The organism is Streptomyces sp. NPDC050535, assembly GCF_044457665.1.
Taxonomy (GTDB): Bacteria; Actinomycetota; Actinomycetes; order Streptomycetales; family Streptomycetaceae; genus Streptomyces.
This window is the reverse complement of record NZ_JBITHE010000016.1, coordinates 86,805-98,989: the sequence shown is the minus strand read 5'-3', so window position 1 is coordinate 98,989 and position 12,185 is coordinate 86,805. Positions and strand designations below refer to the sequence as shown.

10 protein-coding genes are annotated in these 12,185 nt (G+C 70.0%); 4 read left to right on the top strand and 6 right to left on the bottom strand.

Annotated elements, in window-relative coordinates; translation table 11 throughout:
• Nucleotides 1-94: 94 nt before the first annotated feature.
• On the bottom strand, nucleotides 95-1,621 hold the full coding sequence (locus ACIBLC_RS29935) for an MFS transporter (RefSeq protein ID WP_399214415.1): 1,527 nt from the start codon (nucleotides 1,619-1,621) through the stop codon (nucleotides 95-97).
• Between the two features lie 102 nt (nucleotides 1,622-1,723).
• On the opposite strand from ACIBLC_RS29935, the gene ACIBLC_RS29930 reads away from it, so the two are divergent.
• The gene (locus ACIBLC_RS29930) at nucleotides 1,724-2,713 is read left to right on the top strand and encodes a helix-turn-helix transcriptional regulator (RefSeq protein ID WP_399214414.1); all 990 of its coding nucleotides are present in this window, start codon (nucleotides 1,724-1,726) and stop codon (nucleotides 2,711-2,713) included.
• Nucleotides 2,714-3,084: 371 nt separating this feature from the next.
• Here ACIBLC_RS29930 and ACIBLC_RS29925 read toward each other — a convergent pair whose 3' ends face one another.
• Complete coding sequence (locus ACIBLC_RS29925) at nucleotides 3,085-4,104, bottom strand: TetR/AcrR family transcriptional regulator (protein WP_399214413.1); 1,020 nt, start codon at nucleotides 4,102-4,104, stop codon at nucleotides 3,085-3,087.
• Nucleotides 4,105-4,570: 466 nt separating this feature from the next.
• A complete protein-coding gene (locus tag ACIBLC_RS29920; RefSeq protein ID WP_399214412.1) occupies nucleotides 4,571-5,569 on the bottom strand; it encodes an RNA polymerase sigma factor RpoD/SigA in 999 nt (332 codons plus the stop codon).
• 172 nt (nucleotides 5,570-5,741) lie between these two features.
• Between ACIBLC_RS29920 and ACIBLC_RS29915 the strand changes: the two genes are divergently transcribed.
• On the top strand, nucleotides 5,742-6,260 hold the full coding sequence (locus ACIBLC_RS29915; protein WP_399214411.1) for a GNAT family N-acetyltransferase: 519 nt from the start codon (nucleotides 5,742-5,744) through the stop codon (nucleotides 6,258-6,260).
• Nucleotides 6,261-6,293: 33 nt separating this feature from the next.
• On the opposite strand, the gene ACIBLC_RS29910 is transcribed toward ACIBLC_RS29915, so the two are convergent.
• A complete protein-coding gene (locus ACIBLC_RS29910; RefSeq protein WP_399214410.1) occupies nucleotides 6,294-7,112 on the bottom strand; it encodes a dioxygenase in 819 nt (272 codons plus the stop codon).
• A 159-nt stretch (nucleotides 7,113-7,271) separates the two neighbouring features.
• On the opposite strand from ACIBLC_RS29910, the gene ACIBLC_RS29905 reads away from it, so the two are divergent.
• Nucleotides 7,272-7,775 (top strand): MarR family winged helix-turn-helix transcriptional regulator, encoded by a 504-nt coding sequence (locus ACIBLC_RS29905; protein WP_399214409.1) that lies wholly within the window; start codon nucleotides 7,272-7,274, stop codon nucleotides 7,773-7,775.
• Between the two features lie 239 nt (nucleotides 7,776-8,014).
• Here ACIBLC_RS29905 and ACIBLC_RS29900 read toward each other — a convergent pair whose 3' ends face one another.
• A complete protein-coding gene (locus ACIBLC_RS29900; RefSeq protein ID WP_399214408.1) occupies nucleotides 8,015-9,562 on the bottom strand; it encodes an MFS transporter in 1,548 nt (515 codons plus the stop codon).
• A 259-nt stretch (nucleotides 9,563-9,821) separates the two neighbouring features.
• Nucleotides 9,822-10,466 carry a TetR/AcrR family transcriptional regulator gene (locus tag ACIBLC_RS29895; RefSeq protein ID WP_399214406.1) on the bottom strand — a complete coding sequence of 215 codons (645 nt, stop codon included), beginning with the start codon at nucleotides 10,464-10,466 and terminating at the stop codon, nucleotides 9,822-9,824.
• 293 nt (nucleotides 10,467-10,759) lie between these two features.
• Here ACIBLC_RS29895 and ACIBLC_RS29890 point away from each other — a divergent pair, with 293 nt between their 5' ends.
• Nucleotides 10,760-12,034 carry a M6 family metalloprotease domain-containing protein gene (locus ACIBLC_RS29890; protein ID WP_399214405.1) on the top strand — a complete coding sequence of 425 codons (1,275 nt, stop codon included), beginning with the start codon at nucleotides 10,760-10,762 and terminating at the stop codon, nucleotides 12,032-12,034.
• Nucleotides 12,035-12,185 lie beyond the last annotated feature (151 nt).

Sequence of the window (12,185 nt, the reverse complement as noted above, 5' to 3'; positions counted from 1 at the left end):
ATGATCCGGGCGTGAACGGACTTCAGTTGCCGAGGGCAACCCAAAAGGGCCCGACACCTGAGGTGTCGGGCCCCTTCAGTCCTCCAGTCCTCGCTCACGAAACGAGCTCGGCCTCCTTCTCCATGCCGGCGGACGACGCGGCGTCCGCGTCCTCCGTGCCTTCCACATGCTGCGCGGGCCGCTTCGGCAGCGCGAACATCAGCAGGAAGATGGCCGTCATCACCGCGGCGACCCAGCCCAGCGCGTGCTGGAAGGCGTTCACGAAGGCCGGGCCCACCTCGGCCGGGGTCAGCCGGTCCCCCATCGTGCCGAAGAAGACGACGGACACCAGGCCGAGACCCAGCGCGTTGCCCATCTGCTGCACGGTGTTGATGAGTCCGGACGCCGAACCTGCGTGCTCGCGCGGCACCTCGGACAGCACGGCGTCCGTGAGCGGCGCCACGATGAAGCCCATGCCGACGCCCATGACCACCAGGGGAAGCGCCATCTGCCAGGAGGCGATGTCCATGCCGTAGCGCTCGGACTCCCAGATGTAGAGGAGCACGCCCGCGGCCATGGTCAGCGCGCCCGCCTGGAGCACCTTGCGCCCGAAGCGCGGGACGAGCAGTTGCACCGACATCCCGGCCGCCGCCGACACCGCGATCGAGAACGGCACCCCGGTCAGGCCGGCCCGCAGCGCGCTCCACCCCAGACCGATCTGCATGTAGAGCGTCCAGACCAGGAAGAAGATGCCGAGACCGACACCGAAGACGGTCTGCACGGCGATGCCCGCCGCGAAACTCTTCACCTTGAAGAGGGAGAGCTCGATGAGCGGTGAACCGTCGATCCGCGTCTTGCGCTTCTCGTACGCCACCAGCGCCACGAAGACGACCAGCGCGCCGGCCATCGACGCGTAACCCCACAGCGGCCAGCCCAGCTCACGGCCGCGCGTCAGCGGGTAGAGCAGCATCACCAGGCCGAGCGCGACGAGGGCGACGCCGACGAGGTCGAGCTTGAGGGCCCGCGGGGCCTTGGACTCGGTGATGAAGCGGCGGCCCAGGATCAGGCCCGCGATGCCGACCGGAAGGTTGATGAGGAAGATCGGCCGCCATTCGAGGCCGAACAGGTTCCACTCGGTGAGCAGGGCGCCGAGCAGCGGGCCGGACACGGCGCCCAGTCCCACGATCGCGCCGAACAGCCCGAACACCTTCCCTCGCTCGTGCGCCGGGAAGGTCGCGTGCACGATCGACAGGACCTGCGGCACCATCAGCGCGGCCATCGCGCCCTGGAGGAGGCGGGAGGCGACGAGCATCTCCGGGTTCGCGGCGAAGCCGCACAGGGCCGATGCGATCGTGAATCCGCCTATGCCGACCAGGAAGAGCCGCTTACGGCCGTGGATGTCGCCGAGACGTCCGCCGGTGATGAGTCCGGCGGCGAAGGCCAGTGCGTAACCCGCCGTGATCCACTGGATCTGGCTGACCGAGGCGCCCGCCTCCCGCTGGATGGACGGGATCGCGATGTTGACGATCGTGACGTCGACGAGGTCCATGAAGGCCGCGGTCATCACGATCGCGAGTGCGAACCAGCGGCGCCGGTCGGCCACAGGGGCCGGACTGTTGGGAGTGGTCTCGGTGGAGGTCATGGGCTAAAGCTAGGACCCCATTAGGTCAGATCGTGTCCTAGTGGTGCGGCACTCTGGGAAGCATGACGACGGAAGCGACCACGTGACGACGGGGGATCGGACATGACCACGGACACGCCGGCCCGGCTCCTCCAGCTCCTCTCCCTCCTCCAGACACCCCGCGAGTGGCCCGGCGGTGAGCTGTCGGACCGGCTCGGGGTGTCCCGTCGTACCGTCAGGCGGGACATCGACCGGCTCCGGGAACTGGGCTATCCGGTGCAGGCCACCAAGGGCTCCGACGGCGGATACCGGCTCGTGGCGGGCAAGGCGATGCCGCCCCTCGTGCTCGACGACGAGGAGGCGGTGGCGATCGCGGTGGGGCTGCGGGCGGGCGCCGGGCACGCGGTGGAGGGCGTGGAGGAGGCCTCCGTACGGGCCCTCGCCAAGCTGGAACAGGTGCTGCCGTCGCGGCTGCGGCACCGGGTGTCCACGTTGCAGGCGGCGACCACCCCGCTCACCAGCGGCGACGGGGCGAGTATCGCGCCCGAGACGCTGACGGTGATGGCCTCGACCGTGGCCGGCCGGGAGCGGCTGCGGTTCGCGTACCGCGCCAAGGACGGGACACCGTCGCGACGGCTGACCGAGCCGTACCGGCTCGTCTCCACCGGCCGCCGCTGGTACCTCGTCGCGTACGACCTCGACCGCGAGGACTGGCGCACGTTCCGCGTCGACCGGGTCGCCGAGCCCCTCGCCACCGGGGCGCGCTTCACCCCGCGCGAGTTGCCGACGGGGAGCGCGGCGGAGTTCCTCCGGCAGTCGATGTACCGGCGCCGGCAGACGTACGAGTTCGACGTCACCTTCGCCGCACCCGCCGCGTTCGTCGCCACCCGGCTGCCCGCCTGGCTCGGAGTACCCGAGCCGGTCGACGACCACAGCTGCCGGCTGCGTTCCTCCGCGGGCGACGCCGTCGAGTGGCTGGCGGTGCGGCTCGCGATGGTCGACTGCGAGTTCACGGTGCGGGCGCCGACGGAACTTGTCCGGTGCGTACGGGAGTTGGGGGCACGGCTGACACGTGGGGCGAGCGGGGTGTCGGAGGGCGGGGCAGAGGGCTGAGCTGAGCCGGGGGGGGCTGAGCTCAGCAGGGGGCTAGGGATCACCCCGGGCGGGCGGGCATCGGGCCGGGAGGGGCGGACGGGACTTGCCGGGGGTACGGGGATCCGGCCGATCGGGAGCGAGCCGCATGAGACTCGCCGGGGCGTACGGGCATCGGGCCGCCTGGGAGCGAGCGGGGCCCGACGGGGCGAACGGGGATCCGGCCGCGTGGGAGCGGACGGGACCCGCCAGGGTGTCGGGGGCTCGCGGCGCGTGCGTGCTACCGGGCGCGGCTCGGTAGCGCGGCCAGTTCGCCGCGACCAGGTCGCCTCGGTCAGATCTCCGCGGTCAGGTCGCCTCGGTCAGATCTCCGCGGTCGGCCGGATGGTCGGTCACTGGGTGTGCCACGGGAAGTCGTGAAGGGTGTCGAGGTTGCGGACCGCGAGCGCGACGGGTCCGGCGGGTCCGTCCGCCGGGTCGTCGCCGGCGGCCCAGGCCTCCACCGCGAGGCGCACCGCCGCGCTGGCCACGGCGGCGCTGAGCCGGAGTCCGGGAGAGAGGGGCGGGGGTACGTCGGACGGCCGGGCGCCGGGCGCATCCGCATCCGCATCCGCGGGGTGGACCACCGCTTCCGGCGCGGTCGGGTTCCGCGCCGCCAGCACCTCCGCCAGCGTCCGTTCCGCCGTGTGGCATGCCTCGCCCCACACTCTCAGCAGGGCGGGGCTCCCTTCGGCCAGCCGGAGCAGGGAGCGGACCCACTGGAGGGACTCCGGGCGCACCCCGACGCCGGGCGTCATCGTCTGGACGACCCCGTGACGGAGTGCCTCGGCGACGCTCAGGTGGGCCGGGGCGTCGCGGACCGTTTCGGCCCATTTCTGGGCACCGGCGGCGAAGAGGGGACCGAGGGATTCCTCCTTGCTCGCGAAGTAGCGGTAGAAGGTGCGCGGGGCGATACCGGCGGCGCGGGCGATGTCCTCGGCGCGGGTGGCGCGCAGGCCCTTGCGCATGAAGAGGCCCGCGGCGGCCCGGGCGATCTCCATACGGGTGGCGGCCTTGCGCCGCTCGATCAGCGAGGGGCGAACCTGCCCGTCGGACGAGGAGCTCGGGGCGGCGGCACGGTCGCCGGGCGCCTGGCCCGGCGACCGGCCGGCCGAAGCGGGAGCCCGATGCCCGGCGGACACCGGCCCGTAGGACATCGGCTCCGGAGACTCCGGCCCGGCGGAGGCCGGGTCCCCGCTGTCGGCTTCCTCCGCCTCGGAAGCCGAGGAAGAAGCGGAGGTAGCGGCACTCGGGCGAGCGGCCGGAGTATCCGTGGACATCCGTCCGCCGGAACCCGCGGACGCCGAATCCACCGGATCCACCGAGGCCGCCGCCTGCGACGAGGCCCGGGCCACACGTTCGGTACCGGTCACGAACGGCAGGTTATGCCCCTGTGGCACAATCTGCCATTCGGGTCACCCCGGGGTTCAGGTTCGGGGTGGCCCGTCAAACGACCTGCCCGGAGACCGCCTTCCACGCGCGAGCCACCCGGGCCGTCCGCCGCTCTCGCCCCCGCCATCCACCCCGTAAATGGAGCCGAGCCCCGACGCCAGGGGGGGGAGGCGTCGAAGCTCGGCTCTGGAAGAGTCCCGGCGCGGGGGGGGAGTGCGTCGGGACTCGGCTTAGGGGGTCAAGGGCGTTTGCCCGGGACCCGGAGGCCTAACCCTGGGTCCTGAAGTCTTGTTCCCAGAGCTCAGTCACTTGAAGCGGCCTTAGATGGCCATCTCCGGTCAGCTTGTGGCCGACATCTATCGGTTCCGAAGAGCGGACCGCGCCGGCAAGGCACCGGACCGCGTGGAGGAAGGTCCACCTGGACCATCCTCCACCTCACCGTACGCCTTACGCGACCGCGTCGAAGCCCGTGTCGCGTGCGAGCTTCTTCAGTTCGAGCAGTGCGTGCTTCTCGATCTGGCGGATCCGCTCGCGGGTGAGGCCGTGTTCCTTGCCGACCTCGGTGAGCGTGCGCTCCCGGCCGTCCTCGATGCCGTACCGCATCTTGATGATGGAGGCCGTGCGCTGGTCGAGGCGGCCGATCAGGTCGTCCAGCTCCTCGCTGCGCAGCAGCGTCATCACCGACTGCTCCGGAGAGACCGCGGAGGTGTCCTCCAGGAGGTCACCGAACTGGGTGTCTCCGTTGTCGTCCACCGCCATGTTCAGCGAGACCGGGTCGCGGGCCCAGTCCAGGACGTCGGAGACGCGCTCCGGTGTCGAGGCGAGCTCGGTGGCGATCTCGGCGTGCTCCGGCTCCCGACCGTGCTCGCGGTTGAACTCGCGCTGCACGCGCCGGATCCGGCCGAGCTCCTCGACCAGGTGGACGGGGAGGCGGATCGTGCGCGACTGGTCCGCTATGGAGCGGGTGATGGCCTGGCGGATCCACCACGTGGCGTACGTGGAGAACTTGAAGCCCTTGCGGTAGTCGAACTTCTCGACCGCGCGCACCAGGCCCGCGTTGCCCTCCTGTATGAGGTCGAGCAGGGGCAGGCCGCTGCGCGGATAGCGCCGGGCCACGGCGACGACGAGGCGCAGGTTCGAGCGGATGAAGACGTCCTTGGCCCGCTCGCCATCGGCGACGAGCGCCTCCAGCTCCTCGCGGGACGCGTCGGCCTCGGCCTGCTCCTCGCCTTCGAGGATCTGCCGGGCGAACACACCCGCCTCGATGATCTGGGACAGCTCGACTTCCTTGGCGGCGTCGAGCAGCGGTGTACGCGCGATCTCGTCGAGGTACATGCCGACCAGGTCGCGGTCGGCGATCTCGCCGCCTACGACGCGAACACTGCGTGCCGCGACGCTGGTCTCGCCGGAGGCGGACTGACGACGGGCGACGGCACGGGTTGCCATGCGTGCTCCCTTGCGATGGTGGGCTTGCGGGTCGGTCCGGACACTTTGGGCTCACCTTCCCGGGTGCCCTGCATCCGATGGAAACAACGACTGGAATCCGGACAGAATTCCCAACCCGCCCCTCGATTTTTCTGATCATGCAGTACCCTGTCCCGCCACAGAGAGGGACCAGATGATGTCAGAACGTACAGAAGTGCAGGTCAGGCCAGGGAAAGAGGCCGATCTCGATGCCCTCACGGCCATCTACAACCACTACGTACGTGAGACGCCCATCACATTCGATACCGCTGTCTTCACGTCGGAAGAGCGTCGCCCGTGGCTGCTCTCCCACCCTGAAGACGGACCGCACCGCCTGATGGTTGCCAGCGACGCGAACTCACAGGCGATTCACGGGTACGCCACGAGCAGCGCGTTCCGCGCGAAGCCGGCGTACGCCACCTCGGTCGAGGTCACCGTCTACCTCGCCCCCGGCGCGGCCGGCCGCGGTATCGGCACACTTCTCTACAAGGCTCTCTTCGCGGCCCTGGCGGGCGAGGACGTGCACCGCGCCTACGCGGGCGTCGCACAGCCGAACGAAGCGTCCGTGCGGCTGCACGAACGCTTCGGCTTCCAGCATGTCGGCACCTACCGGGAGGTGGGTCGCAAGTTCGGCCGGTACTGGGACGTGGCCTGGTACGAGAAGGAGCTGTGACGGACCCCGTGACCTCCTCGGGCCCACCCGTCCTCAGCCGAACTGCACCGATCGCTTAGCCATCCCGAGCCAGAACCCGTCGATCACGGACTTCTGCCCGTCCAGCTCACCGGCCGCGTCCGCCGCGCCCATGGTGACGAAGAGGGGCGCGAAGTGCTCGGTGCGCGGGTGGGCGAGCCGGCCCGCCGGGGACTTGCGCTCGAAGTCGAGCAGCGCGTCCACGTCACCGGCGTCCAGCGCGCGGTGACCCCAGTCGTCGAACTCGCTCGACCACGACGGCACGCCGCCGCCGGTGTGCCGCAGGGCGGCGAGGTTGTGGGTGAAGAAGCCGGAGCCCACGATCAGCACGCCCTCGTCACGCAGCGGTGCCAGCTTCCGGCCGATCTCCATCAGCCGGACCGGGTCGAGGGTCGGCATGGAGATCTGGAGGACCGGGATGTCGGCCTCGGGGAACATCTCCACCAGCGGCACGTACGCGCCGTGGTCCAGTCCGCGGTCCGGGATGTCCTGCACCGGGATGCCGGGCGCGCGCAGCAGCTTCCGGACGGACTCGGCGAGTTCCGGGGCGCCCGGAGCCTCGTAGCGCACCTGGTAGAAGTGCTGGGGGAAGCCCCAGAAGTCGTACACCAGGGGGACCGTCTCGACGGCGCCGAGGGCGAGGGGAGCCTCTTCCCAGTGGGCGGAGACCATCAGGATCGCCTTGGGGCGCGGCAGGTCGGCGGACCAGGCGGCGAGCTGGCCGGGCCATACCGGGTCCTCGGCGAGCGGCGGGGCACCATGACTGAGGTAGAGGGCGGGCATGCGCTCCCGCGGGGCACGCTCTTCGGCGGTGACAGACGTGGCGGCGGGCATGACGGCGACTCCCTCAGGACGGGTTCGATGGCGGGAACGGGCGCGCACTGGACGGGCATCCTCGATACTTCGAACTCGATACTTGAACTCTCAATATCAACACCTGACCATAGTCCCCATTTGTTTAATTTTCAAGAAAGGGCTCGTACAGTGGAGTCCATGAACACGGCATCCGCTCAAGAGACGCGTTGGCTCAGCGACGAGGAACAGCGCACCTGGCGTGCCTACATGCACGCCTCCACGCTCCTCGAGGACCATCTCGACCGCCAGCTCCAGCGCGACGCGGGCATGCCGCACGTCTACTACGGCCTGCTCGTACAGCTTGCCGAGGCGCCGCACAGGCGGCTGCGGATGACCGAGCTGGCCATGAGCGCGAAGATCACCCGGTCCCGGCTCTCCCACGCGGTGGCCCGCCTGGAAAAGAACGGCTGGGTGCGGCGCGAGGACTGCCCCTCCGACAAGCGCGGCCAGTTCGCGGTCCTGACGGACGACGGCTACGACGTCCTGAGCCGGACCGCGCCGGGCCACGTCGCCGCCGTACGGCAGGCCCTCTTCGACCGGCTCTCCCCCGACCAGCAGAAGTCCCTCGGCGAGGCCATGAGGATCATCGCCGAGGGGCTCCAGCCGACGGACGCGGGCGCCGACCTGCCCTGGCTGCGCTAGGGGGGCCGTTCGGAGCCGCAGCAGGAGCATGAGCCGTAGCGGCAGCCGTAGCCCTCACCCTGGCCCTCGCCCGGGCAGGAACATGAGCCGTAGCCGGGTCCGGACGCGGGTCCGCCCCGGCTCCGTTGCGTTCGGAACCGGGGCGGACTCTGGGATTCGTACGGACAAGGCGTCCCCACCCCTCGTCCGTACGCGCAGTACGAGGTACCCGGGGTACTACGGGGTACGAGCGGCCGGCGTCAGTGGGCGACCACCGGAACCCTGAACTCGTCCTCGGCGTCCTCGCCCGCACCCGAACCGGAGGTCGCGGACATGTCCGGGCGACCGGTGTTGATGAAGGTCGCGGCGACCGTCGCGGCGACCACGAGGATGCCGACGGCGAACCAGATCGCGTTGGTGTAGCCGTGCACCTGGCCCTGGAGCTGGACCAGCTGCTGCTGGGACTGCGAGGTGGCGGACCCGATGTGGTCCTTGATGTACGACGTGGTCGCGGACGCGGCGATCGTGTTGAGGAGCGCCGTGCCGATCGCGCCGCCGACCTGCTGCGAGGTGTTGACCATCGCGGAGGCGACACCGGCGTCACGCGGCTCGACACCGTAGGTGGCGAGCGACATGGCGGGCATGAACGCGGTACCCATACCGAGGCCGAGCAGGACCATCGCCGGCAGCACGGTGCTGGCGTACGACGTGTCGAGGTCCAGCTGGGTGAGGAAGAGCATGCCGGACGCGGCGACCAGGAAGCCCGGCGCCATCAGCAGGCGCGGCGGGACCCGGGTCATCAGTCGGGTACCGATCTGCGTGGAACCGACGATCATTCCGCCGATCATCGGCAGGAAGGCGAAGCCGGTCTTCACCGGCGAGAAGCCCTTCACGATCTGCAGGTAGTAGGTCAGGAAGAGGAACAGGCCGAACATCGCGATGATGGCGAGGCCGAGGGAGAGGTAGACGCCACCGCGGTTGCGCTCGGTGAGCACGCGCAGCGGGAGCAGCGGGGCCTTGACCTTGGACTCGGTGAAGACGAACGCGGCCAGCAGGACGGCGGACGCGACGAACAGGCCGACGGTCACGGAGTCGCCCCAGCCGTCGGACTCGGCGCGGGTGAAGGCGTAGACGAGCGTGACCAGGCCGAGGATGGACAGGATCACGCCGGGGATGTCGAGCGGCGAGCGGTTGCGGCCGCCGGCCGGCTCACGGATGACGAAGTAAGCGCCCGCGGCGGCGATGATCGCGAACGGGATGTTCACGAAGAACGTCCAGCGCCAGTCCATGTACTCGGTGAGGACACCGCCGAGGATGAAGCCGACGGCGCCACCGCCACCGGCGATCGCACCGTAGATGCCGAACGCCTTGGCGCGCTCCTTGGCGTCGGTGAACATCACCGCGAGCAGGGAGAGCGCGGCGGGCGCGAGCAGCGCGCCGAAGGCACCCTGCAGGGCGCGGGCGCCGAGCATCATCGCCTCGGTGGTGGCCGCGCCGCCCAGTGCGGAGGCGCCGGCGAAGCCGATCAGGCCGGTGACAAAGGTGCGCTTGCGGCCCCACAGGTCGGCGATACGACCGCCGAAGAGCAGCAGACCACCGAAGGCGAGGGCGTAGGCCGTGATGACCCACTGCCGGTTGCCGTCCGAGATCCCCAGGTCCTGCTGGGCGGAGGGCAGCGCGATGTTCACGATGGTGGCGTCGAGGACGACCATCAGCTGGGCGAGCGCGATGAAGGAGAGCGCTTTCCAGCGGTTGGAATGCGCTTCGTCGGTGTCGGACATTGCTGTCGACTTTGCTGTTTCAGACATGGGAGTACCCACTCCGGGACTTCGTAGCGAAAAGAACGATGAGTGATGAGTAAGCGAACTGATGGGGACGGCTCGTCGACGGCTGTGGCGACGGCCGGAAGCGTTGGGCCGGCGAAGACCGGTACTGACTGTTGATGACCGGTGGTGGCCGGTGGTGGCCGGTGACGGTCAGCGTTGGCCAGTGATGTTCAGTGTTGTCCGGTGATGACTGGTGCTGTGCGCGGGACTAACCGGTCAGGTCGTCACCCGCACTGTCCGATCACGCTCGTCGCAGTCCCTCCATGGTCGCGGCCGTACCCGGCAGTTCGGAGCGGGCCGGGGCCCGCAGTCCGTCCAGGAACAGCTGGAGGTGACGGTGTACGAAGCGGTCGAAGCCCTGGCATGCCGTGCCGGGCAGCGGTCGGGTGAGCTGGGTGACGGCGACCATCAGGTCTCCGACGGCGACGTCGGTACGCAGTTGGCCTGCCACGCGGGCGCGCTCCATCATTCCCTCGACCAGGGCCTCGATCCGGTCGCGTGAGGCACGCAGATCCGGGTGGTTCTGGTCGAAGTTGCCGGAGAGCATCGGGCACAGGGCACCGAACCGCTCGTCGACACAGGCGTGCACGAAGCGGCTCAGCGCCTCGAACACGTCGGCGTTCTCGGCGAGCGCCAGCTCGGCCTGCTCGGCCGTACGGTCCATGACCGTGCAGACGACCTCCCGGACCAGTGCGTCGCGGTCGGGGAAGTTGCGGTACACCGTGGCGTTGCCGACGCCGGCCCGGCGGGCGATCTCGTCGAACGGCACCTCGGGGCCGAACTCGATGAACATCTCCTGGGCGGCGACGACGATCCGCTCCCGGTTGCGCAGGGCGTCGGCGCGCGGCCGGGGCACTCGGCGCTGCGCTCGGGTTGCGGTCTCCACGGCGTACTCCTTGCAGGTCTCGTAGGTCTGTAGGTCTGTAGGTCTGTAGGTCTTGGAGGTCTCAGAGGTGTTTGCGATCCGGGGAATCGCTCCCCGTTTCACTCGGACACCTGGCTAAACGGGGAAACGATCCCCGGTTATTTCCCACCCTCACTGTGACCTGAGTCACACTTCCGCGACCGAGAAACCCACGATCGGGCTCATCCAGCGCGCGCCCGCGCACCCCTCACCACAGGGTGATCGAAAGGGTGCAGCCGGTGACCGGCGGCTGTCGTCGAGCGAAGGGCTCCCGTATGCAGCCGACCAGCCGTCGGATACGCCCGCGCCGCGTGGCCTCGCTCGCCTCGGTGGCCGTTCTGACGCTGGCGGTCAGCACCTCCGCCGGCACCGGACATCTGACGGCGGGCTCCACGACGGCGGGCTCCATCGCGCTGGCCCGCTCCACGGCGCTCGGCTCCTGCATGATCAACGGCGCGCTGGGCGTACAGATGGGCGAGGGCATCCCGACGCCGCCCGGCTACGCCCGCTCCACCGGCACCGTCCGCGCCCTCACCCTGATGGTCGACTTCTCCGACGCGCCCGGTCAGGGCAGCGCGCTCGACCGCCTCGCGGAGTTCTTCCCGCAGACCCAGGAATGGTTCAGGACCGGCTCGTACGGCCGCCTCGACTACCGCCCCGAGACCCCCGTACGGCACTGGCTGCGGATGCCGAAGCCGTTCAGGGCGTACGGCATAGAGCGCGGCGCGCCCTTCGACCCCGGGTACCGCGAACTGGTCCAGGACATCGTGACCACCGCCGACCCGACCGTGGACTTCCGCTCGTACGACCTCCTGAACGTGCTGGTCACCCCCAACGCCGGCCCCTCCGCCCTGGACACCGTCCTGTCCGTGACCTTCGCCGGCAACACCGAGGCGCCGGTCGCCGACGGCGTCCCGGTCTCCAACGCGTCCTTCGTCTACAGCCGCCAGGACGACGGCTCCGGCTCCTACGGCGAAACGGGCTACCGGGTACTCCCCCACGAGAACGGCCACACCTTCGGCCTGCCCGACCTCTACACCCAGGACGGCGGGGGCGCGGTCGGGCACTGGGACATCATGAGCGAGGACTGGGGGGCCGGCAACGACCTGCTCGGCTGGCACAAGTGGAAGCTCGGCTGGCTCGACGAGACGCAGGTCGGCTGCGCGTCCGCGCGCGGCACCACGGAGTACACGCTCACCCCGCTGGCCAGAACCGGCGGCGCCAAACTCGTCTTCGTACCGACCGGCACCAAGACCGGGTACGCCCTCGAACTGCGCACCCGGGACGGCAACGACGTGGCCGTCTGCCGCCCCGGCATCCTCATCTACAAGGTCGACGCGAACGTCGACACCGGCAGCGGCCCCATCACCGTGTACGACTCCCACCGCGACAGCGGCGGCTGCACCCGCTCCCCCAACGTCCACGCCGAGCTCTCCGACGCGCCCTTCGCCCCCGGCGAGACCTTCAGGGACCCCAGGACCGGCGTCGCGATCAGGGTTACGGGAGTGGATCTCGCGGGGAACTACCGGGTGTACGTGACCCGACGCTGAGCCGGCCGGGCCCGCCGGTGCGGCACTGACCTGCTCAGGAACCACTCAGGCCCCGCTCACAACCTGCCGAGGTGGCCGGGCAAGCACTACCGTGTCTCTTCTGAGAGCCGCAAACGGAGAGCCCATGCCATCAAACGTCGTGCCGGCCCCC